Here is a 22,310-nt window from a genome sequence, read left to right as displayed (position 1 = left end):
CTTCAAAAAAATTGAAAATATACATCAATGCGGCATGATCTGACGCAATCGGAATGCCCCCTCTTGGTAAATGAAGGCTCAATAGGCACGTCTGTGGACGCGGTGCCGCAGACGCCCGGGTTCACGTAACACCGCGACCAGAGGGAACAAAAAAAATGAAAATGCTTTTGGCCTCCACCGTTCTTGCCGCAAGCCTTGCCGGTCTTGCAACAACGGCCTCCGCAGCAGATTGCGGCACAGTTACCATTGCCAACATGAACTGGCAGTCCGCTGAAGTGGCCGCCAATGTCGACAAACTCATTCTCGAAGCCGGTTACGGCTGTACGGCAGAACTGGTTGCCGGTGACACCGTACCGACACTCACCTCGATGGCCGAAAAGGGCCAGCCAGACATTGCGCCCGAGGCATGGGTCAGCCTGCAGCCGGAAATCGTAAACCGTGGCATCTCCGAAGGGAAATTCGTCAGCGCCGCCAAAATTCTCTCTGACGGTGCCGTACAGGGCTGGTGGATCCCGAAATACGTGGCCGAAGCTAACCCGACCATAAAGACCGTGGGTGACCTGTTTAAAAACCCGCAGCTTTTCCCGGCACCGGAAGACAGCAGCAAGGGCGCCGTCTACAACGGTCCGCAGGGTTGGGGTGGCACCGTGGTGACAGCCCAGTTGTTTAAAGCCTATGACGGCGAAAAGGCCGGATTTACGCTGGTCGACACCGGATCGGCTGCCGGCCTCGATGGCGCGATCGCCAAGGCCTATGAGGCCAAACAGCCCGTGGCCGCTTATTACTGGGCACCAACCGCCCTGCTCGGCAAATACGAGATGGTCAAGCTCGACTTCGACACCACCTATGACGCAGCCGAATGGAAACGCTGCACTTCGGTTGCCGATTGCGCCGATCCGAAGCTGAATGCCTGGCAGACAGACACGGTTGAAACCGTTGTTGCCAAGAGCTTTGCCGACCGCGCCGGTCCGGTCATGGATTACCTCAACAAACGCGCCTGGACCAATGACACCGTCAACAAGCTGATTGCGTGGATGAGCGACAACCAGGCAACCGGTGAAGAAGGTGCAAAATACTTCCTGAAAAATAACGAAGCTCTGTGGACGGCATGGGTTTCCCCTGACGTGGCAGAAAAGATCAAGGCATCGCTCTGATTTTTTAAAAGCCATCGGAAACCGCAGGTGACCTGAGACGCCGGCATTTCCAACACCGAGGCGGCCGGGACTGGAGACACACCCACAATAAACGGGGGATCCAACCTGGCTCTCATCGCCCTTATCGTCATGGGGACGTTCATATGGATTGGTTCTGGAAGTTTCCGACAATGGATGCCGAAACCCTTCGCGGTGTCAAAAAAAGCATCGACGAAGGATTTCGCGGATTTACGCGGGCTTATGGCAGCGACATTGAAGCGCTGTTCAGTCCCCTGCAAAGTTTCCTGATCTGGTCAGAGCGCCTGCTGACAGGCACACCATGGCCGATTATCATTGTGGTCATCGCCGCCATTGCCTGGCTTGCCAGCCGCAGTCTGCCCATCGTCATCGGCTGCGTGTTCACCCTCTTCCTCATCGGTTATTTCGACATGTGGGCCGATACGATGAAGACGGTGTCGATGATCCTTGTCTGTACTGTGGTGTCGATCCTGATCGGCCTGCCGATCGGCATTGCCATGTCACGTTCCAACCGGCTGCAGAATGTCGTCAACCCGGTACTCGACGTCATGCAGACCATGCCGAGTTTCGTCTACCTCATCCCGGTGGTGATGTTGCTTGGCATCGGGCGTGTGCCCGGGGTGATTGCGGTTGTCATCTACGCCATTCCGCCCATGATCCGCCTGACCAATCTTGGCATCCGCATGGTCGACCGTGACGTGCTGGAGGCCGCAGACGCCTTTGGGTCATCCGGCTGGCAGAAGCTGAAGAACGTGCAGCTGCCGCTTGCCCTGCCCACCATCATGGCCGGTATAAACCAGACCATCATGATGGCACTGGCCATGGTGGTGATTGCTTCGATGATTGGCGTGCAGGGTCTGGGGCAACCGGTGCTGAAAGCCATTGCCAACCAGTATTTTACCCTCGGCATTTTTAACGGGCTGGCCATTGTTGGCATCGCCATCATTTTTGACCGTATCAGCCAAGCCTATGGCCTGCGCCTGCAAAAACACCGGGAAATTACGCATGACTAGTCAATCGATTGAGATCCGGAACCTTTACAAGATTTTCGGACCCCGGCCCGCAAACTTTGTTGAATCCGTCGCCAATGGCATGACAAAAACCGAACTGAACCAGAAACATGGCCATGTCCTGGGTTTGCGCGACATCAACATCACCATTCCCGGCGGCGGCATTACCGTAATCATGGGCCTGTCCGGCTCTGGCAAATCAACGCTCATTCGTCACATCAACCGCCTTATCGAGCCAACAGCAGGCGAAGTTCTGTATGGTGGCGATGATGTCTGTCGCATGAGCCAGGACGAATTGCGGGAGTTTCGCCGTCACAAGACGGCAATGGTGTTCCAGAAGTTTGCCCTTCTGCCCCACCGTAACGTGTTGCAGAACACCGTCTACGGTCTTGAAATTCAGGGGGCGGCAAAAGAAGAGCGCGAAGAAAGCGCCCAGATCTGGATCAAGCGTGTAGGGCTGGAAGGTTTTGCCAACCACTACCCCAATCAGCTGTCCGGTGGCATGCAGCAACGTGTCGGTCTTGCCCGCGCGCTGACCCACAATGCTGAAATCCTGTTGATGGACGAAGCCTATTCAGCGCTTGATCCGCTGATCCGCGTCGACATGCAGGGCGTGCTGCTGGAACTGCAAAAGGAACTCAAAAAGACTGTCGTCTTTATTACCCATGATCTGGATGAGGCACTTCGGCTGGGCGACAAGATTGCCATCCTGCGCGACGGTGAGGTTATTCAACAGGGTACGCCGGCAGACATCGTTCTTAACCCGGCCGACGCCTATATTGAATCCTTCGTCAAGGAGGTGAACCGTGGGCGCGTGATCCGCCTGAGCGCGGTTGCCGAACAGACCAAGTCTATCGGCCCTTCCCTGCAACTGTCGGAAGATTTGACTGTCGAACAGTCGCTGCGGGAACTGACCAAGGCCGGCGCATCGGTCGTCAATATTGTCTGCTCACAGGGACGTCCTGTCGGCAGTGTCTCCAAGGAAAAACTGGTCGATTGCATGGTGGGGAATGGGTGAATGGCTAGAGCGCGGATGAGCATCTGATTTGCAGGGTGCGAGGTGCCACCCGCCCCGCACTTTTATATTCACCGAATGATTTTAAGCTTGCATCGGTATTTTAAAAAGATTAATCGAACCAAGCCTTTTTAGGCAGTTCGGAGCGTAGCGCAGCTCGGTAGCGCACTTGCCTGGGGGGCAAGGGGTCGCAGGTTCAAATCCTGTCGCTCCGACCATTTCCTCAATCACACCCCCATTGATGTGATTGATTTTCCTCACAAAACCTCACCTCAGAAAAACGTAAGCCGCATAAACGGCAATGAGTGCGGCTGCAGCCACAGCGCTAATCAGGCCAAGGCGCTTTTCGATGAAGTGGCGGATGTCCTCGCCATATTTCTGCAGCAGACCGGCTAGAATGAAGAAGCGTGCGCCACGGGTGATAACCGCGGAGATGATAAACAGGCTAAGGCTGATATTGGCCGCACCCGACAGGATCGTGACGACCTTGATCGGCGGCAGATGCGCCAGACCCGATGTGATCAGCAAGAGTAGAATGGTTTCGTAGTTGACGGTCGCCTGCAGCTCTTCAAACGCATGCAGTTTACCGTAAAACTCCAGCACTGGACGTGCGATGCTTTCAAAGGCGTAATGGCCAAGGAACCACCCTGCTATACCACCGAGCACGGAAAACAGCGTGGCCACAAATGCGTAGTGCATGGCGCGGTGTGGCTTCGCCAGAACCATTGGCAAGAACAGCACGTCGGCGGGAACCAGAAACACTGAGCTTTCCACAAAGGCGACGATTGCCAGCCACCATACGGCGGTCTTGCGACGCGCAAGCGCCATGGTCCAGTCATACAAACCACGCAGCATTTTCCAAACCTTCCTGAAAATCAAAAATTGAAACCGGGCGTTTTCGCCGGCCCAAAACACTTAAATATTCATTCGTCATGCCATGCGCCATTTAGCGCAGGTCCCTTTACGCGTCCTGACATGCGCAAGCGCAAAACCGCGAACCTTTTAGAAAAGTCAATGCTGCATCGCAACCAAAACATTGTTTTTCTGGCATATATTTCAAAATTGTCATATAGTTGTCAGTGGGAGAACTGAGGAGGAAATGTCATGGACATCTTAGGTCTGTTCACATCGCTTAATCCATTCATCATTGGGGTGCTGATGATTGTTTTGGTAGCGGGCGCCTATACCAAATGGGTTTCGCATTAAATCGCGAACAGTTTGAGGCAGACATCCGGTAAAATCGCGGCCATGTGAAGGGCAGGAGCTTTGTTGCCCCTGCTTTCTCATAGGCAATTCGTGCCATACCTGTTATCAATCCCTGATTTAAATTACGGGATAAAACATGACGGCAAACGATTTCACCTTCACCGATACGTCCGAGAAGTTGAGCGCAACGCTTAGAAAACTGATCGGCAAGCTCGATGGCCAGACGATTACGCTCAGAGAATTGATGGCTTCTATCGGCGAACAGGGATTGCTGCTGGTTTGCGCCATTGCGTCGTTGCCGTTTCTTATTCCGGTATCCATTCCGGGCGTCAGTACCGTGTTTGGTGCGGCAATCATCATGATCAGCGTTGCCATCACGCTCAACCGCATGCCCTGGCTGCCTGCGCGCATCCTGGACAAGCAGATGCAGACGTCAAAACTGCTGCCTGCGCTGGAAAAGGGAATTTCGATCGTCTCGAAGCTGGATAATTATATCCGCCCTCGCCTTCCGGCCCTGACCGGCAGCCTGTTTGCCAACCGCATCAATGGTCTTGCCATCATGGCGGCCGGCATTCTGCTGATGTTGCCGCTCGGCCTCATTCCATTTTCCAATACGCTGCCAGCTGTGGCCATCCTGCTGTTTTCTGCGGGCATGATCCAGCGTGACGGCTTCTTCGTGGTCGGCGGTTATGCCTTCCTCGTGCTGACTGTCGTCTATTTTTCGGTTCTCGCTTATCTGGCGTTTATTGCTGGCCAGGGGCTTGGTGGTCTTTTTGCTGAATAGGTTGCAGGTCTTTTACAGGCACTGGTGAACCTTTGCGCCGCGCCCACCATATGGTGACGCGGCGCCTGCCTCTGCGCACGATGTGCAAATCATGCGACAACACAATTACGCCAAGCGGTAACATCCAGAATCCCAATATTGGCAAAAACCCCAACACACCGCCGACGATGAGCAGAGAGCCCGCCGTGATGCGCCCATAACGGGATTTTGGCATTGAGATACTGATTTTTCCGAGATTCAGTTTGCCATTTTTGGAATCGATTCCAAATTTCATCGACGTATCACTTCTCTCAGCCTCATTTGGCCAAAACATCCAAAATTATTTTCGCTCAACATCCCCTGCAAAATGGGACCTTTTGTGAATAAAACAAGACGAATGCATTTTTTTTGAAAAAAGCACTTGGCAAATGGGAAAAGCATTTGTATTACCCCGCTCACACCACGACAAGCGGTGGACATTCCCTGGTAGCTCAGCGGTAGAGCATTCGACTGTTAATCGACAGGTCGCCGGTTCGAATCCGGCCCGGGGAGCCATTTTTCTAAAACAGAAAACTTGGCTACCGCAAATAAACAAAAACAAAATCAAATGGTTACGACCTCGGCGCAAATACGTCGACGGTAGCGCTAAGTCCGCGACTTGCTTTTCCAGATACATTTTGGGTACATTTTCGCCTACATCAGGCGAGCGCATATGAAATCCGAAGACCTTTCCAAGTACGTGGTGAAAGACCCCACGAACGGCATCTATCGCTATTACAGGCGAGTGCCGACAGAAGTCGCGCACCTCGACAGCCGCGTGCACGTCAAGAAAAGCCTGAAGACAAAGAATCACAAAGAAGCCCTTGAGCGAGCCGAAACGCTGCACAAAGCCTCGGAGAGTTATTGGAAGGCGCTCCTGGAGGGAAAGAACGCGGTGGGCGCTGTCGAGGAATACCAGGCGGCCGTAAAAGCGGCGCAGAGCCTGGGCTTCACCTACAGACCAGCGACAGAAGCTGCCCTGCTCGATCTGGCCGAGCTGGAGCGCAGACTACGGCTGGCGCAGCAGAACATGGACGTTTCGCCCACGATCGTCGACGCATCACTTGGTACAGCAAGACTTCCCCGACCAAAGATCAGTGACATCTGGACACTTTACACTCAGCACAATGAGGCCGGACTAACCGGACTGTCGCGGAACCAGATGCGAAAGCACCAGGTCTCCCGCGAGAGAGCGATTCGCTACGTCAAGGATGTTCTGGGCGATGTGGACCTGCAGGACATCACCAGAGCGGACACGATACGCTTTCGGGATTGGTGGGTTCGCAAGATCAAGGACGAAAAGCTCAAGGCCTATAGCGCGAACAGAAGCTTTACGGATCTTGCAGGCATGCTGTCCGTGGTTGACGATGCGTTGCAGACGGAATTCCACAAACCGTGGGAGAAGCTGCGAATCAAAGAAACCAACGCAACCAAGTTGGAAAAGCGGCCGCCCTTCCCTGTCGCTTGGGTGAGAGACAAGATTTTGGCTCCTGGAGCCTTGGACGGGCTTAACCCGGAAGGTCAGGCAATCATTCAGGTGATGGCCGAAACGGGGATGCGATTGACCGAGGTCTGCAACCTACGTCCGGAAGATATCCATCTTGATGATGAAATTCCTCACGTAGAGGTCGCTGAGCGCGACGATCGTCGAAACAAGACAGATTACTCGGTGAGGCGCATTCCGCTCGTAGGCGTCGCGCTGGAGGCAATGAAGCGGCATCCGAACGGACTGCCGCTCTATCACGACAAGTCCGATGGTGCTTCAGCCAACATCAACAAGTATCTGATGAACGCCGGACTTCGCCCCACGAAAAGACATACAGCCTATTCGCTCAGACACACGTTCCAGGACCGCATCGAAAACGCGGGCGCGTCCGATCGAATGCAGGCGGATCTCATGGGGCATGAGTTTGGCAGGCCGACGTATGGAGACGGCGCAGAAATGCAGCGCCGCCTCGATCTCCTGGAAAAAATCAAAATCTCTTGAATTCACACCGAATAACTAGAGGGTATCGTCTTTTGCCGATATCGACCGTCTGACCATCACGCCACAGGTGTACTATGAAATTTCACAAGTTAGTCATCACCGCTAAAGCGATGGGCGCAGTAAATAATTCCTACAGACACTTTCTGTTTTCATCTTCAATGGCCATTCAAGAAATCAATCTCGCGCTCAGACTGTATGCAATGGGCTTAGCTACGCTTGAAAGGGCGCAAACTGTGGGAGATGACTCTCTGAATGCGATGGCCTACTCGAACATGGCAATGCTTGAGCGGTCTCTTATGTCGAAGCTTTCGGAGTACAGCGCCCTGCTTCATGCTTATAGCAAGTTCCCTCGCCCGCAGCCGGAAACTGTTGAGATGACAGCCTTCAGCATCCGCGCAGGAGAAGCCCTGAAAAATTGGAGCGGCGATAAGATCTTTAGGAGAATGAAGTGGTATCGTAACAATGCATCCGCACATTACAGTTATCAAAAAGACGGCATCGTTGAACTGACAGAAAAAATTGGATGCGATCAGGACGAAAGAGAGTTTGAGATATTAGTGCACGGCATAACCGGCAACACCCACTACAGTCTGGTAGAACAGCTTTTGGCGGAGAGGCTTGGCGATGATGGGCAAGATCCACTTAAAGAAGCGCAAAAAAACGCGGCTTTCATAAAGCCTTTAGCATTCGAAATTACCGAGCTGCATTACGAATTTTTCAAGGCCTTCGTCAAACTTCTATCTGTGGAGCCCGCTGTCACGGAAAACGTAGACGTGCCATATCGATTCACTTGGGAAGAAGGCACTATGCTTCCCATCTTGTGCCGGACACCTGACGTGTTCGCTCATTAACAAGCGAGCCATTAAACACGGAGGCCGCGAACCAAAAAAAGCCGCTAGGATCTCTCCTTGCGTCTTTTGTTTTTCTGGCAAAAGAGCGCCAAAGTTAGTGCCCCTTGCCGGTCCACATCAATTTAGCCTTTACAACTGCTTATCCGGTTTCTGGACACCAGCTTTTGGTGTCGTTTTGTTACGCTTTTTAAAAAAGTGTCCAGCGTCAAAAACAGAATATTGACTCCGTCCCACAATGAGAACATTTAGAGAACAATCAGGAGTGATTGAGCTAAATGACCGATCGCACATATCAACCCAAACACATGTGGGTGAGGACATGGCCGGGCGAATGCGGGCTGAATGGAAAGCTGCTGGATGATTTTGTCTGCATCGTCGAGGGAGAAATTGTCGGGCGGATCTCAGTCCAAGAAGCGGGCCCCATGCGTAACACTTACAAATGGGACGCGGGGCATTCAAAGCGCCTTAAAGTAACGGTGATGCCTCAAGGTGGATATGCTAGCGATGCCCGCGAGGCAGCGCGCCTGGTAGAAGAACACTACGAGCTAGAAAGGCAGGCTGCAGGATGGCCGCCAACGACCGACAAATTGAAATCTCACACAGGGAATTAGATGCGAAGGCGAGGTCAAAAGGCAATCAATGATGATGGCCCGACACTTAAAGACATCAACCTTTCCACCATTGAAGTCGTATGTGTCCCGTGTCAGCACCGCGACCTTCTTGAACGAAAAGCAATTGTGAGAAAACTCGGCGCTGACGCAAGCTTTTCGCGATTGAGACGACGGTTGGCTTTGGGATGTGACCGCTTTTTTCATGTCGAAGGCGATCGGTGCGGTATGCGCTTTCCCTGCCTAGAGGGCGTTGAGCCCACAACGAAGGAATCAAGATGAGCGATGAAAAAAGAAAAGCCGGTGACGGGGTAATCGACCAGCACTATTGCTGCGTGCCTGAATGCAAAAAGTGGGGCGGAATGGGTTACGCACGCACGGCAGCCGAGCCTGTCAATTGGTGGTGCGCAGAGCATTATCCGTACTGGGATATGCATAAGAAATCGTGACGGTGGGCCCGACGTAGCCGAATCTCTTTCGTTATGGTATAACGTTGTACCGCAACTAGGAATTTGACGTGACGAAATCCAGCAGCAACGCAAACGAGATCCGAGAAAAGCTTATCAGCCATTTCTGGCCCGGTGAGCAGCCCGAGATCCGTGTATTTTCGCACCCTACCGTTGGATGGGATGTCACGGTGGGCTCGAGCCGCTCTATTGCTATCCATGAGGCACAAACTGTCGCAAATTTCCTGAGGCCAAAGATCGCTCTTTGCGAGGACCACCCCACCAAAGAATGATGGGGTGTTGAGGCGCTATTCAGCAGCGGTTCGCGATTTCTGATTTAATGGCATCAATCGCGTCCTCGATGGCCTTAAGCGCTTTGCGGGCGTTTGGGCTATGCTGGGGGCCAAGCATTTGTTTGCCTTGATCCAAAGCGTCTTGGTGTTTCACTAACTCTGCCCGGAGATCATCGCATGAGCGCTGGCCTATTGGTGCTGAAGTCATAGGATATCCCTCTCTACTTAGGGGTGCTATTCATATGGCGGCGCAACTTAATTATTCGTTGATCCACATGAGACCAAAGCCGCCAGGATCACCACGAGCGGTTTTTCTGACCCCACCATTTAGTTCTCCGGCGCGATCTGAACGGAGATAGAAACGCAAAAAGCCGCCCGGATCGCTCCGAGCGGCTTTTCGCTGACCCCAGCATTTGATGATGGGGTGATGCGAATTAACCTTGCTTCATAACCTTAATAGCAAGCACAATTTGACCAAACTCTAAAATAGCGCTTCCTAACATTGCTGGGAGGCTGCGTCATGAATGCAAAATTTTTCTTATTGGGAGCGTTTCTTTTAACGGCGGCATGGGCCGGATGTCTCGGGACGCTGGCTTGGCTGTACTGGCCTACTTGATCATGGGGCTTTGCCCTGCCCAAATGCGAAATCAATATGCAACGCTTTTGCAACGCCTGATCATGGGATGGCGGTAGATAGAATTTTACAATTCCCGCAAACGGAAGCTGCACGACTTAGGCTGTAAAAAGCCGAATGAGCAAATTTTCGGTCATCGTACTGTTGGCTTCATCAGCGTCCTTTTTAGGCGCTGGTGGATACACCTTGTTACCGCGCTCACTCTACGACCCAGCCTGCGACATTAAAGGAAATATCTCGATCATCTCAGGCGAGAAAATCTATCACGTCAAAGGCCAAGAGTACTATGAACCGACTGTTATAAGCTACAGGTACGGGGAGCGATGGTTTTGCTCCGAAGGAGAAGCGCGGGCCGCTGGCTGGCGACGCGCACGACAGTGATGATGGAGCGATGGGTTAGCGAAGACGCGAGGATGGCGGAAGCCGCAGTTGCATACCATACAGGTTACGGACGTTCCCGCCTGCCGTAAAACTCAAGACCCTACAGGCTTAAAACGCTGCTCGCTTATTGCATTCACCACGTAAATCTATTTCCTCATTTGACATCTTGTCGCTGGCCATTTGTGAATGTACAGCGCTGTATTGGCAAGAGTCTTTACGATGATGGGTCTTCGTCGCCTCAACTTCGATATTGACGCGGATGCCATTGATCAATTGGAGGCGCGAAAATTGACCAGATACTTCTATGAGCTGCGTGTGAAAAACGGGCAAAGCCATCCCAAGGGCGGCCAGTACTACACCTTTATCAGTGGTCAAAATTGGGCCAAGGTAGATTTCACAGGTTCATACTTGAGAATAGCATCTAGCTCTTTAGACCTCGATAATTTCGTAACGTGGGTCTCGAACGAAACAAAAATTCCCGAGAAGGACATATTGGCTGAACAAATTACCGGCTCATCTTCCAATCATGATGGCTACAGAGAGGTAATACAAAAGTATTACAAGGTCACTCTCTAACAAGCTCGTAGCCTCCTCCTTCACCGCGGAATGCCGATGGTGAAGGAGTGGCGCGACACTGATGTTATAGCGGTTATGTCGCCTGATTATGGGCTGCGCCCTATCCGCTAACAGTGATCGCGTTCAAGCGAGCAGCAAGAGCATTACGTGCTGTAGTCTGCCCTGCATTCTGGACCGCTGGCCATTGAGTCATCACATCGGTAAGGCGTTGCTTGAGTGCTGCGGTAATTGTTCCCGCGCTTTCAAAACTGGCGATACGCCTTTCGACATAGCCCTTCAAGTCCCAGTTCTGTGTGACGCGATGCCGGTATCCATAGGCTCCTTCTTCGCGATAGATGGTGTAACCTGCGGCGGTTCCGTGAATACCATCAGCCATACCTATGGACGTCTCATAGGTATCAAGCCACGATGAATAAAGATCAAGCCGAGGGATGCCAAGACCATCGTCCCAAACCTTCGAATTCTCCACCTGCATCCATGGGTATATTTGCGCATCGTTGTAAGGCTTTGATCCGTATTCAGGGTGCAACACACCCTCTACTGCTGGCTTCGAGCCGTCCAATAAATAATTCCGGAACGTCACCCCCTGCAAATACAAAACACAGTTCGGATAACCCGCCATAACTGATTTAACCGCAGCCAAGGCGTTTGGTAGGTTCATCTGATCTGACGTGTATGGACGGCCAGAAGTAATATCATTGCCGCCGATATCAAGTATCATTGTCCCAACATCTGGATGAGCAGAGAGAGCCGTCTGCACGCTTTCCGTTACCACATCGTTTGCAATAGCGCCCGCCCTGGCTCTGTTAATGCACACGGGATCACGCCCAGGCACCAATGTAGAGAGGTTGAGATTGTGGGTGATTGAGTTCTGTGGCGACATGAGAGAAGGTCCGGAGAACAACACGATGTCATCAGGAACACCTGCGGACGGACGCTGGTACAGACCTACTCTGATCGTTCTCGATGTCGCGTTATCATCCTTTGTAATCCTGACCCGGATCATAGGATTTGCCGCATTGATCGGCGGAACCAGGGCATACTGACCACGGGTCGCCATCGTCACCGTAGAACTTTCACCCGCAGGCTTAACAGGAACAAAAGGAGCAGCTGTCCAAGACCCATTGCTTTCCGTGGTCGCGTCGGAACTCCATTCAACAACGATGCTTTGAACAATACTATCAGGTATGGCGGATGCAGCGGCAAAGGCTACTAGCGCGCCTTTACCTGTGATTGGTCCGTTCGCCTTCCAAGCAATCGTCTTAACTTCACTCGCCGCAGTTAGCGCCACACTGGTTAGAACGGTCGCGGTTCTGGCATTGGCCGTGAGAAGCGTGATGAGGCTGGCGTTACCCCCGCTATCGTAAGCCTGAACGACAGGAACCCGCGATATCTGCGGAATGACAACAGGCTGAACGGTAACAACGCCGTTAGATGTGCGGGGCGAACCGACTGCCCCCGAAAGCGTCTCGACAACATTCACGGCACCAGCCGCACTTGGTGTGCCCGTAATGGCACCAGCCGCGCTATTGATCGATAGTCCAGCCGCGCCAGCACCGGTCAAAGTCAGCGTTGACCCAGCAGTTCGACCAGAAACAGACCCGTTGTAAACCGTGCCTACGGTCGCGGAATTTGGCGTAACCGTGAGAGCATTGAGGGTCGGCACCACCCCACCGCCCTCACCTGGAATGATGCCTGCGCCGATGTAACTGGCAACGCGCCGTTTTCTGGTTGCTGTAGAAACCATATCTTTCTTCTTATACGTCGCGCAGCGCGTATCCGCCTGCATCATTCAGTCTGTAGCGCAGCGGCGTACCGCCATCGGTGATGTACGCCTTGCCGTTTGGAGCAGGCGCGACCGGCGCAACCCTCGTCCAGCCGACAGGGTCAGTTACGCCCGCGCCGATGTAACTGGCCGTGCGTCGTTTTCTCGTGGCGGTATCAGCCATCGCGGTATCCTCTATGATGTGAAAATGTTTCAGCGCGCGCTGCGCTCGATCTCTCGCCGGATCCGGAGCTCTTCGCGGATCCGGTCCATCTCGGTCGCCAGATGGCCTAGATGCTTTGCGGCATCCTCAATGACATCGGTCTGCCGCTTCATCACGGCGGTATGCTCTTCCACCGCAGCGGTGGCCTTGTTCAGCGCAGTCGGGTCGACGATGACGGCCGCGATCGGCGCTTTGTTTTCCGGCCCGGCCTTTTCTCCGGAGGCTAGACCGAAGTGCCGAACAACAAAGATGAAGGCAAGCGTAACCCCAAGAGCAATGAGTGCAGTGGGCGGCAGATCAGCCAGTTTTTCCATATCTCGTTTCCCCCTGGTCGTGCGCCGCGCGATGAATATTGACCAGCTCGCCAACCACAAACAGCGGATAGATGGCGAACCAGGTGCTCACGACACCAGAGGATGCATAGCAACACGAAATGCCGACCCAGATGAGACAGCCTATGCCAGCGGACACCTGCCGAATGACCGGCGTCACGTCCTTTCGAGCTCCATTGATGATGAGGCCAATTGTCCGGAGAATACCAAGCAGCAGCATGGCCCAGCCAAGCAGGATTTCGTTTCCGAAGATCGCACGGAAACCAGCCCATGCCGGTTGATCAAACAGCCGGTCCGAGTACAGCAGAACAGCACCCCACACGGCGGTATGAAAACCCATGAACCATTCCGTCATACGAGGCCCGAAGCGATGGCGTACGCGGATCCAGATCCCGACGCCTGAGTGTGGTGTCGCCTCCATCGCCATCATTTCCTGCACGCCGCATCTTTGGCGCATTGGCGATTGTTGGAGTTGATAGCAGGACCGGCCGTCGCATCTTCCGCAGCCAGGCGCGCGGCCTGGGCGTTAGAAAAGGCAACGTGCTGATACCCTGCCCCGTCAATCGCAGGCGCTGTCTGGCAGCTTGCTGTCACGCATAAGCACAAGGCAACGGTGGCGAGGCGTAAGATCGCGAAAGGCCGCATTGTTTTCCTCCATGGTCTGGATCTTGGAAATGGCTTCAGTGGTCGCCTCGACAACTAGATCCGCGCGCTCCACGCTCTTGCCGAAAAGGTAGGCAGCAGGCGAAGCGACGATAACGCCGATAGCGATGCCGCCAGCCGCAACGGCTACGTCCCGTAGTGTGCCGATCATGTCCCGAACTCCGCATTGAGATCACGCACGGCCTTGGCGAGGTCAAACCGGCGTTTGATGCCGTAGACTGCGAAGCCAACGATCGCGGCGGAAATGAACAGCTGCACACGCCAGTCGAGACCGCCAAGGAAACTCCCGGCTGCGGTAACACCAGTACCGATGGCCGTCAGCGCCCACGTCCATACCGTCTTGCTCTTGGCGGGTGATTTCTCCAGTTCGCCAGGATCAGCAACGACAGGCGTCTCAACGATGATCGGCGCAACCGTTTCTTCCGGCGCAACGTCAATGCCCAGCTGGCGCACGCGATCGAGCACCGCCTCGACGAGTTGCGGCGCAACCAGTGCCTTGTTCACATTGTCACCGGCATAATAGCTTTGCCCGCGCGTCAAGCTACGGTGCGCGCCTTTGGTGGCATCCAGCACCGGGAAGCTTGCCCACTCCTGCGCAAGCTGCTTGCCAAACGCCGTCCGGCTCAATCGGCCAGCCATGAACTCTTCATAGCCGCGACGCTTCAGCAGGTGATAACCAAGCCTGTCCTGAAGATCTCCGTCGAAGATTTGCGTCAGGCGCAGCCGCAATTCGACAATCAGATCCGCCAGCGTCTTTTCCATGAACTGCGCCGCACCAGCAGCCGAGGACGCGACAGTTGAGTTAAACTTTGCCGCCCACACCTTGGTTTTCCATGTGCGCTGCGCAGCTTGTACCTCAGCAAGCGTCATCGAGGTGAGCGGTTTCGGTAGTGCAGTCTGGCGGTGGCCGAAGATCACATTGTAGCAATCCGGCGCTTTCTTTTTCGTCTCTGTCTCGTAGATAAAGACAAGCAGCAGCGCCGCGCCCTTGGGAACGGTTCTGTCCATAATGGATCCTTTCGTATGGGTTCGAGAGCGACCAGCACATTTGCAAGCTGTCACTCTCAGTTTCTGAAGGCATAAACCAAGCCTACCGCCTGAGAGCTACCCTCAACGGTTGAAGCGACCTTGCGCACCTGCTATCGCAAATCCGCGTTCAGAGGGCTGGCATATGCAGATAATGAAATATCGTGCTGACATCGATGGCTTACGGGCCGTCGCAGTATCGTCTGTGGTTCTCTACCACTCATTTCCATCCGTACTGCCTGGTGGGTTCTCAGGCGTAGATATCTTTTTTGTTATCTCTGGTTTCCTGATCTCAAGCACAATATTTGCGGCCATCGACAACAGAGAATTTAGCCTCTTGGATTTTTATATCCGAAGAGTACGACGCATTTTTCCTGCACTCTTCGTCGTTCTGCTGTTTGCGATGGCAGTAGGATGGGCGCTTCTCTCACCAAGTGACTATGAGCGATTAGGGCGCCATGTCGGTGCTGGCGCAATATTCATATCAAACTATGCGCTGTGGTCTGAAAGCGGCTACTTTGACGCGAGTGGACAACTCAAGCCACTTTTGCATCTTTGGTCACTAGCTATCGAAGAGCAGTTCTATTTATTGTTTCCACTCCTCGTGATCGTCCTATCAAAACTTAAGTTCAATCGCCTCTCCGTAGTCGGGACAATTGCGCTTCTCTCGTTCTCGTTGAACATCATACATTACCAAGATGAGCCTGCGAGAGCGTTCTACTCCCCCCAGACACGCATCTGGGAGATCCTAATTGGTTCGATTTTGGCCCACGCAACACTCACCAAACCACTCTATATGAACGATGGCGTTCGATCTGGCTTGTCTATAGTCGGTGTCGCGCTGATCGCTTTTGCAATGGTCAGCCTGTCAAGCTCTGCGCCATTCCCTGGCTGGTGGGCGCTAGCGCCTACGCTGGGAACTGCATTAGTAATATCGGCTGGACCCAATGCTCAGTTGAACAGGCAAGTGCTCTCCAATCCGGTTTTAGTGTGGATCGGCAAGATAAGTTTCCCGCTGTATTTGTGGCATTGGCCGCTACTAGCGTATGCGCGAATCTACTTCTCGGACGAGCCTCCCGCGATCTGGAGGGCATCTGCGGTTGTGATCTCAGTTATCCTCGCATGGCTGACATTGCTCTACATCGAGGCACCGTTGAGATTTGGACGATTTAAGACCTGGAAAGCGTCCGGGTTGGCGGTTTCGATTCTACTACTGGGAGGGATCGGGCTGGCGTCTCCTCCAATCAAAGTGAAAATCGAAGTCAGCAATGAAAAAGCGCTGTTTGATGCGCATTTTGAGAACGCGCCGCCTACACTCAACTATGTTGTGAAATCCGGCGTGTATGCGCAGTATAGAAATGATTGCAATTTCTACGACATGGAGCAGTACAGAGCCGGTCGTCCGACCAATATTCCTGTATCCAGCATCAGCCCTTCCTGCACCGATCCTGGAAACAAAGAAAAAAGTTTGTTTTTGTGGGGCGACTCTCATGTCCAGCAGCTGTATTTTGGCCTAACTAAAACAATGCCTAATGAATGGAACACCTTGATTGTTGCAAGCTCCGGCTGCTCGCCGGACACTCGCTCAGTCCATGATTCCAATTCCGACTATTGCGCCAGATCGAACTGGTTCGCTATGAAATCAATCCACACACTAAAGCCTGCTGTGGTTGTTGTTGCTCAGCAAAAAGATCACGATGTCGCAGCGATGCAAAGAATGTCCTCAGACCTACAAAACGCCGGCGCGCAGGCGGTTATTTTCACTGGGCCTGTCCCAGCTTGGAGCGCTCCACTTTACAAACTGATGTTGGATAAGTGGTGGGACGCCACACCGCAACGGACATATGATGGCGTCAAAAGCGAGGCGTTGGAAGCTGACAACATTCTGAAAAATCAGTTCCCGCAGATGACTTCATCTAGATACGTGAGTTTAATATCGGCCCTTTGCAACGCGAATGGCTGCCTAACGTACCTTGGCGACGATCGCATGCGAGGTATAACAGCCTGGGACACCTCTCACCTAACGCTGGCGTCTTCGCAATACATCGCTGAACAAGTTCTGACGCCTGCTATATTAGATACATTCACCAGCAGTAAAAAATAGTTCGACTACAAGCCGAAGTGGCTGACGATTGTCGAGGCCCATAAGTCAGCATGCATTTGCGATCCCGTTGCTAGAAAGTGCACACTGTCCCTGTAGGCTGGGCCGATAGTGTCCGTGTCTGGCCCTTGGTAGATGCCTAGACCGCCGTTAACTGCCGCCGCTTGACCAGCCCTTACTGCGGCATTGTTGCTGTAACCTGCCCATGTGGAAGCCAAGGCAATAAAGACTGGAGCTGTCACACCTTCGCTGCGGAATACGTCCACCATGCTTCGCAAGGCTGCCGTGATTGTCGCTGCGCTTGTGCCCTCTGCGTTGTCGCTTTCGCCTTGATGATAAAGCACCATCGTTGGCGGCAAGCCAGACGCAGCAAGGCGTCGGCACATCACACGGATGTTCTGGGAGAATACCCCAGCAGCTGCCCAGTCAGAGGCAAGTGTAGCGTTAATACTCATAGGGGCGAGAATGACACGCTGATAGCGCCCGTCAGCGATCAGTTTATCCCCGAGAAATGTAGCAAAGCATCCGGAAGGTCCGGTAGCGCCCAACAGAGGATCGGAGGCTAGATACATGCCTCCATTCTGTAAGTTGAAGTTGTGCACTTTGTTGCTGCTTGCAGCGTGCGCACCGCCGCAGTGGTTTCCGGCATTCGATTGCCCTAGCACAACGATGACCGCCGTATTTTCCCCTGATACGAGTTGTGCAGGGACTTGTGTTTTGCCGCGCAGCTCATCTTGCAATGAGAAAAATGTCGAACCGGATGGGTGCGCAATGAACCTACGAGGGTCATCGAGAAACAGTTTATTCTTAGGGCTGCCTGCGCTGATCATAAAAGTGTCTCCGCAGAAATTCCTGATTGGAAATAACCAATCTCATCTTGATCACCGACCCATGTTTGCACATCTGCTCCAGCCCCCATCTCCAACCATTTGAGAGAATGATAACCGAGCCCCGGATAGCCGTTATATTCGGCGATGGCTGGTGAAAAGCGGTTCACTATTACCGCGCCGGTTCGCCTCTGCGAAACGTCCACAGTCGCGCTATCAATTCCGACGCCCACCGCCGCATTCCGCACGGTTGTGGTGCTATTGTAGACATTCCCAACAACACTCGCAGCAACACGCCTTCCTGCAAGACCATGAAGATATTCGACCTGGTTATCGGCGGCGCCCCTCGCCTGTCTCCACGATGCGACAGAATAGTTCCAGTTCCCAGTGGTATCCACTTTCAACATAGGGCGAAGCTCTGGGTTGAAAACATTGAAGAGCAGGCGCTTTGCCTTGCTGTCTTCCGTCTGACCGTTGGCTGTGGCTCTGAAAGAACCGCGCAACCTGCCCCGACGAGCCGCCACAGTGAACGTGCTCGATCCGTTGCGAACCGTCATGCTATTCTTATTGACGATCCGACCTTGAAATAGCTCAACTTCCGTAGAGCCGACGCCCTGACCACGAGAAGTCGCCGAGCCTGCGGTATCGCCGGCAATCCAAGACGGGCCCGAACCGATCTTCACAACACCCGCATCCAGAAACTCCCAAATGTCGTAGTTGTTACCAGCGGCATGAGCAGCAACCAGCGTCAAGGCAAGCTGGTCGAAAGTGTACTGCGTCCATGCAGAACCGTTATACAGCGACGTTTGATTATTAAGCGCCGGGATCAGATAAATCGAAGTCGCGCCAACTACGTCAGCTTCGGGAACAGGGTCGCCAGACACGAGTGACAACCGCCCTCCCACGAATTCAAAACCGGACCCACCTCCGCCTCCTCGCGTGAACTGCAGGCCGCCTGGTGTGACACCATCATGCAAAGCAAGAATGCCGCGCATTTGGTCCACGGTTACTTCTCTAGCCGGTCCAACATAGGCGTCGAAGACTGCTGCGTTCGCGAGGTCAGCGGCGCCAATGCCTGCTAGTTTGCGAGGTACTCGTGCCATTAATCGTTCCAATCATATCCAGGTGTTGACGGGTCGCTATCAAAATTGAAGTCGTAGACCGCAGCTCCGACCATCTCAGCGTACATTTGTGCGTCTGTCGCGGCAGCTTGTGCCGCATCGCGAATAGGCTCTGTCTGTTCAGTTAAATTGATGACCGCCGACGCAAGCTCATCCTGCATGTCGAGCAGCAAACCCTCGGCCTGCGTAAGTAACGCTGCACTTGCCTGGTCCGATCTCATATAGAAATTCGGTCCGACCTTTACGCCGGATATCGGCATGCCCTCGATCAGTCCACCGATCGCTGGAGAATTTCCAGAGGCTGTTTTGATTGTAAGCGGCTCTGCTCCATCAAATGAGATGGTTACTGTGGAGCTGGTGTTTGTCTCAGGAACCACAAACTCAACCAGAGCCACACCGTCCGCATACGGAAGGCGTGGCGATGTGTTCATGGAATATGCGTTTGGGATGCTCTCGCCATCATCAGATGCGGTGATGAACTGATAACCCGGCAAGAACGTGGTGATTTGCCTCCACGAACCGGTTCCAGCCGCGCCGACCTTTGTGTAAAGGCCGTTATTCTCAGAAGATGGGTCGTCGTACACGACGCCGATATCATCAGCATCATGAGCCAGATCAGCGGCAAGAAGCGCTCTAGTTTCCTTCCAAGTAGCTCCGCCGAGCCCTCCGGTATTCACCAGAGACTCAATACCGCCGATCAGAGATCGAATTTCCGCTTTGACCGGATTGTGTGGACCTGACGAAGGAACGCCCTGCACCACATAGTCACGGAAAACCTGAGCAGCATTCTGCGCCATTTTTCAGACCTTAATTCTGGAGATTAGGAGATATTGAACGCACCGGTCGCCACAGCAGTGGCAGGCACGCCAGAAGCGTTGATCGCCACCAGCCACGCATAGCGCGTGCCGGGCGCAAGGCCGAGTACGGCGCGGTTATCGACCGCACTTGGCGGTCCATATTCCGTCGCCATCAGAGTGGCGGCGTTGATGTTGTTCGTGGACCCGATATAGATCCGGCATGCGAAGTAGTTGGCGCTGTTTGGCGCAGTCCATTCAAACAATGCCTGCCCAGCCCCGGGCGTGACGGACACACCAGCGACTATTCCAGGAGCTACCGGATCGGCAGTCGCCGTCGCCGTGATGTAGTCAGTCCACGCGGAAGGCGTTCCCCCACCCCAGGCTCGAAGCCTGAAGCGATACTGACCGCCATCGACAAGATATTGAGAGCGAACCTCAGCATCAGAACCTGAAGAACTGACGCTGCGCACCGGCTCCGAAACATCTCTCCGTTCCCACTCAAACTCGTAGGTCAGAATGTTTGATACCGAAGTCCAGGAGGCCAGCGCATACGCGGCGGTTGCTCCACCAGATACGACTTCCGTCTTTATCAGAACAGTGAAGCCTGTTGGTTTCGGCACACCGGCAGGATCAACCTTGTCGGGTCGCGATGGTGGTGCGCCTTCCTCAACAGATGCCACGAAGCCATACAGCGATGCAGGCACGATGATGCCGGAGAACTCTACTGTCAGATTTCCCAACGACAACCGTGGCGTTGATGTGATCTCGACAATAACCTCGTCCATTTTCGGTGGATTATGAACGCGAACAAACCGTCGATATGGCACGTTTTCAGCTGGCTCGTAATGAGCAACAATAGATACCCGCTGAGCATTCGCCCTGATGAACGCTATCTTTTGCAGCCGTTGAATATGGTTGTGCCGTTGAACAGCGGCATTCTCAATTGTCTTCGTTCTCTCGCTGTCATCATCAGCCTGGTATGGGTTGCCATAGATGGCAGCATCAGCGGTGACATAGTCGTTGAATACATCAACAAACCGGCCGCGCACTCCGAGGACAGTGGAGGCATCGCGCGTGTTCACGTCCAGCGTGATGCTCTTGATGTCATCTGCCGTCAACCTAATGTCGGGCTCGACAAATTGTCCCGCATGCACGCCGACCTTGCCATCAGGGCGTTCATACACAACCAGCTCGGCCGCCTGATCCATGATCCTGCCGACTTCGGTAGGGTCATTGTTTGCACGAAACCAGAAACCGCCATGATAGCGCGGCTCGACATCACCTTCCCGATTGAGCACAGTACCATCACAGACGTTCGCTGCGTTCGCCCACTCGGGCATATACATATCGTCAAGCGTCAAGCGACCACCGACCGGGCTTGTGATGTGCCACATGCGATGAAGGGCTAAATTTTCGGTGTATGCTAATGTCGATATCCGAGGATCATATATCTGAGCGTGACCACGGATAATGGCTGAATGCTGCGGCATCTGGTTCGGGAATACCGACAGATAGTCTTTCTGCTGCGTTGTCGAACACATCATCATGACCGTTGCCAATCCATCGCCACGGTGTGCGGAACTCCATACAGAAGGAAACGCGGCCCCAATCTCGGAATAGTAGCTTTCAGCCTCCAATCCGATCCGTGAACGGATAATCACATAACGGCTTGAGCCGATCACAAAGTGCGCCGGTGTCACAACATGACCCTCAGGCCCGAGAGTTACCGCCTCATCGTGTAGATAATGCTGAATATAGCTGCTGATCCTGTGAGCAGCCATGACCGTCACATGGTAGGCTGTGCCGTTGAATTCTTCCAGAAAGTCATAATCACCACCCTTTTTCACGCGACCAAGTACATATGGCAGCGATGGAACGTTCTGCTTGAGATTATAAGACCCATCTTCTGGTTTCGGTACCGCTGGCTTGTTTGCAAGCGCACCCTGAAGCAAGTACGAGCCTGCTGCTAGGCCAACATAGCCCAGCGCGAGCGTTCCCAGATACAGGGCGTTTGCCGCAAATGTTGTGGTGGCTACCGAAGACACGATCAGCGCGATGGTTTCTAATCCTGGCATTCAAAGTCTCCAAATCGCCAGAGGCGTAGCCGTCAAAGGGCCAATTCTGTCGATGAACCGAATATTCCAGCGCTCGCCGTCGAAGATTGCGCCGAACTGCTTTTCAATATTTTTGTGGCTACCAATGACGGCCACATCACCGACAGAGGCACGCTGGACGCGCTTTGCTCGTATCCTTGCCGCGCAACGCTCAAATAACGGCACGACGCCGCCAGCCTTGCTGATGATCTCCCTGAAACCTTCATCGCTATCGTAAGAGCCGCGCCAATCCCGTGCTGGGTCCGGGTGACCCAACCAGATGGACCAGGCAGCCACGAACAGGCAGCAGTCGACATGCCCCGGCCGCCATGGCTTCCGCTCATAGGCCCGGAAAAAATCCGATAATGTGTGTTCCATTGA

At 53.6% G+C, this 22,310-nt stretch carries 25 protein-coding genes and 2 tRNA genes; 14 read left to right on the top strand and 13 right to left on the bottom strand.

The window, feature by feature from the left end; translation table 11 throughout:
• The first annotated feature begins 155 nt into the window (after positions 1-155).
• The 4 genes from PYL13_RS07355 to PYL13_RS07340 all read left to right on the top strand — a co-directional run bounded on the left by PYL13_RS07355 (position 156) and on the right by PYL13_RS07340 (position 3,415).
• Positions 156-1,154, top strand: a complete 999-nt coding sequence (locus tag PYL13_RS07355) for an ABC transporter substrate-binding protein (RefSeq protein WP_250982823.1) — start codon at positions 156-158, stop codon at positions 1,152-1,154.
• 143 nt (positions 1,155-1,297) lie between these two features.
• Positions 1,298-2,185 (top strand): ABC transporter permease, encoded by an 888-nt coding sequence (locus PYL13_RS07350; RefSeq protein WP_275640895.1) that lies wholly within the window; start codon positions 1,298-1,300, stop codon positions 2,183-2,185.
• Positions 2,178-3,200, top strand: coding sequence for a quaternary amine ABC transporter ATP-binding protein (locus PYL13_RS07345; RefSeq protein ID WP_275640894.1), 1,023 nt, complete (start codon positions 2,178-2,180; stop codon positions 3,198-3,200). The genes PYL13_RS07350 and PYL13_RS07345 overlap by 8 nt, the downstream gene beginning before the upstream one ends.
• A 138-nt stretch (positions 3,201-3,338) precedes the next feature.
• Positions 3,339-3,415, top strand: a tRNA-Pro gene (locus PYL13_RS07340).
• A gap of 49 nt (positions 3,416-3,464) precedes the next feature.
• On the opposite strand, the gene PYL13_RS07335 is transcribed toward PYL13_RS07340, so the two are convergent.
• On the bottom strand, positions 3,465-4,052 hold the full coding sequence (locus PYL13_RS07335) for a YqaA family protein (protein ID WP_275640893.1): 588 nt from the start codon (positions 4,050-4,052) through the stop codon (positions 3,465-3,467).
• A gap of 487 nt (positions 4,053-4,539) precedes the next feature.
• Here PYL13_RS07335 and PYL13_RS07330 point away from each other — a divergent pair, with 487 nt between their 5' ends.
• Positions 4,540-5,187 (top strand): exopolysaccharide biosynthesis protein, encoded by a 648-nt coding sequence (locus PYL13_RS07330; protein ID WP_192487518.1) that lies wholly within the window; start codon positions 4,540-4,542, stop codon positions 5,185-5,187.
• Here the strand turns inward: PYL13_RS07330 and PYL13_RS07325 are convergent.
• On the bottom strand, positions 5,147-5,461 hold the full coding sequence (locus tag PYL13_RS07325) for a hypothetical protein (RefSeq protein ID WP_275640892.1): 315 nt from the start codon (positions 5,459-5,461) through the stop codon (positions 5,147-5,149). The genes PYL13_RS07330 and PYL13_RS07325 overlap by 41 nt on opposite strands.
• A gap of 185 nt (positions 5,462-5,646) precedes the next feature.
• On the opposite strand from PYL13_RS07325, the gene PYL13_RS07320 reads away from it, so the two are divergent.
• The 8 genes from PYL13_RS07320 (at position 5,647) to PYL13_RS07285 (ending at position 10,981) form a co-directional block, all read left to right on the top strand.
• Positions 5,647-5,721, top strand: a tRNA-Asn gene (locus PYL13_RS07320).
• Positions 5,722-5,878: 157 nt separating this feature from the next.
• On the top strand, positions 5,879-7,192 hold the full coding sequence (locus tag PYL13_RS07315) for a DUF6538 domain-containing protein (RefSeq protein WP_275640891.1): 1,314 nt from the start codon (positions 5,879-5,881) through the stop codon (positions 7,190-7,192).
• A 74-nt stretch (positions 7,193-7,266) separates the two neighbouring features.
• Positions 7,267-8,043 (top strand): hypothetical protein, encoded by a 777-nt coding sequence (locus PYL13_RS07310; RefSeq protein WP_275640890.1) that lies wholly within the window; start codon positions 7,267-7,269, stop codon positions 8,041-8,043.
• Positions 8,044-8,318: 275 nt separating this feature from the next.
• A complete protein-coding gene (locus tag PYL13_RS07305; RefSeq protein WP_275640889.1) occupies positions 8,319-8,654 on the top strand; it encodes a hypothetical protein in 336 nt (111 codons plus the stop codon).
• 275 nt (positions 8,655-8,929) lie between these two features.
• Positions 8,930-9,100 carry a hypothetical protein gene (locus PYL13_RS07300; RefSeq protein ID WP_275640888.1) on the top strand — a complete coding sequence of 57 codons (171 nt, stop codon included), beginning with the start codon at positions 8,930-8,932 and terminating at the stop codon, positions 9,098-9,100.
• 68 nt (positions 9,101-9,168) lie between these two features.
• Entirely contained in the window at positions 9,169-9,390 is a 222-nt protein-coding gene (locus PYL13_RS07295; protein ID WP_275640887.1) for a hypothetical protein, read from the top strand.
• Positions 9,391-10,141: 751 nt separating this feature from the next.
• A complete protein-coding gene (locus tag PYL13_RS27045) occupies positions 10,142-10,405 on the top strand; it encodes a sunset domain-containing protein (RefSeq protein WP_275640886.1) in 264 nt (87 codons plus the stop codon).
• A gap of 219 nt (positions 10,406-10,624) precedes the next feature.
• Positions 10,625-10,981: a hypothetical protein gene (locus PYL13_RS07285; protein WP_275640885.1), complete on the top strand. Its 357-nt coding sequence runs from the start codon at positions 10,625-10,627 to the stop codon at positions 10,979-10,981.
• Between the two features lie 100 nt (positions 10,982-11,081).
• On the opposite strand, the gene PYL13_RS07280 is transcribed toward PYL13_RS07285, so the two are convergent.
• From PYL13_RS07280 to PYL13_RS07255, 6 genes are all read right to left on the bottom strand, one after another.
• Positions 11,082-12,773, bottom strand: a complete 1,692-nt coding sequence (locus tag PYL13_RS07280) for an SGNH/GDSL hydrolase family protein (protein WP_303298913.1) — start codon at positions 12,771-12,773, stop codon at positions 11,082-11,084.
• Positions 12,739-12,930, bottom strand: a complete 192-nt coding sequence (locus PYL13_RS07275) for a hypothetical protein (protein WP_275640883.1) — start codon at positions 12,928-12,930, stop codon at positions 12,739-12,741. Before PYL13_RS07275 ends, PYL13_RS07280 begins: the two co-directional genes overlap by 35 nt.
• Before the next feature lie 29 nt (positions 12,931-12,959).
• Positions 12,960-13,283, bottom strand: coding sequence for a hypothetical protein (locus PYL13_RS07270; protein WP_275640882.1), 324 nt, complete (start codon positions 13,281-13,283; stop codon positions 12,960-12,962).
• Positions 13,267-13,740: a hypothetical protein gene (locus PYL13_RS07265; RefSeq protein ID WP_275640881.1), complete on the bottom strand. Its 474-nt coding sequence runs from the start codon at positions 13,738-13,740 to the stop codon at positions 13,267-13,269. The genes PYL13_RS07270 and PYL13_RS07265 overlap by 17 nt, the downstream gene beginning before the upstream one ends.
• Positions 13,741-13,860: 120 nt before the next feature.
• A complete protein-coding gene (locus PYL13_RS07260) occupies positions 13,861-14,115 on the bottom strand; it encodes a hypothetical protein (RefSeq protein WP_275640880.1) in 255 nt (84 codons plus the stop codon).
• The gene (locus tag PYL13_RS07255) at positions 14,112-14,972 is read right to left on the bottom strand and encodes a hypothetical protein (protein ID WP_275640879.1); all 861 of its coding nucleotides are present in this window, start codon (positions 14,970-14,972) and stop codon (positions 14,112-14,114) included. Before PYL13_RS07255 ends, PYL13_RS07260 begins: the two co-directional genes overlap by 4 nt.
• A gap of 163 nt (positions 14,973-15,135) precedes the next feature.
• On the opposite strand from PYL13_RS07255, the gene PYL13_RS07250 reads away from it, so the two are divergent.
• Entirely contained in the window at positions 15,136-17,094 is a 1,959-nt protein-coding gene (locus tag PYL13_RS07250) for an acyltransferase family protein (RefSeq protein ID WP_275640878.1), read from the top strand.
• Between the two features lie 5 nt (positions 17,095-17,099).
• On the opposite strand, the gene PYL13_RS07245 is transcribed toward PYL13_RS07250, so the two are convergent.
• From PYL13_RS07245 to PYL13_RS07225, 5 genes are read right to left on the bottom strand one after another with little or no spacing between them, the layout of a single operon-like run.
• A complete protein-coding gene (locus PYL13_RS07245) occupies positions 17,100-17,921 on the bottom strand; it encodes a sialate O-acetylesterase (RefSeq protein ID WP_275640877.1) in 822 nt (273 codons plus the stop codon).
• Complete coding sequence (locus PYL13_RS07240; protein ID WP_275640876.1) at positions 17,918-19,021, bottom strand: hypothetical protein; 1,104 nt, start codon at positions 19,019-19,021, stop codon at positions 17,918-17,920. Before PYL13_RS07240 ends, PYL13_RS07245 begins: the two co-directional genes overlap by 4 nt.
• Positions 19,021-19,836 carry a hypothetical protein gene (locus PYL13_RS07235; RefSeq protein WP_275640875.1) on the bottom strand — a complete coding sequence of 272 codons (816 nt, stop codon included), beginning with the start codon at positions 19,834-19,836 and terminating at the stop codon, positions 19,021-19,023. Before PYL13_RS07235 ends, PYL13_RS07240 begins: the two co-directional genes overlap by 1 nt.
• A gap of 23 nt (positions 19,837-19,859) precedes the next feature.
• Positions 19,860-21,911, bottom strand: a complete 2,052-nt coding sequence (locus tag PYL13_RS07230) for a hypothetical protein (protein WP_275640874.1) — start codon at positions 21,909-21,911, stop codon at positions 19,860-19,862.
• Positions 21,912-22,307 carry a DUF6950 family protein gene (locus PYL13_RS07225; RefSeq protein ID WP_275640873.1) on the bottom strand — a complete coding sequence of 132 codons (396 nt, stop codon included), beginning with the start codon at positions 22,305-22,307 and terminating at the stop codon, positions 21,912-21,914.
• Positions 22,308-22,310 lie beyond the last annotated feature (3 nt).

Source organism: Agrobacterium sp. Azo12 (assembly GCF_029193765.2).
Taxonomy (GTDB): domain Bacteria; phylum Pseudomonadota; class Alphaproteobacteria; order Rhizobiales; family Rhizobiaceae; genus Agrobacterium.
The sequence above is the reverse complement of the archived record's forward strand: the minus strand, read 5'-3'. Positions and strand labels throughout refer to the sequence as shown.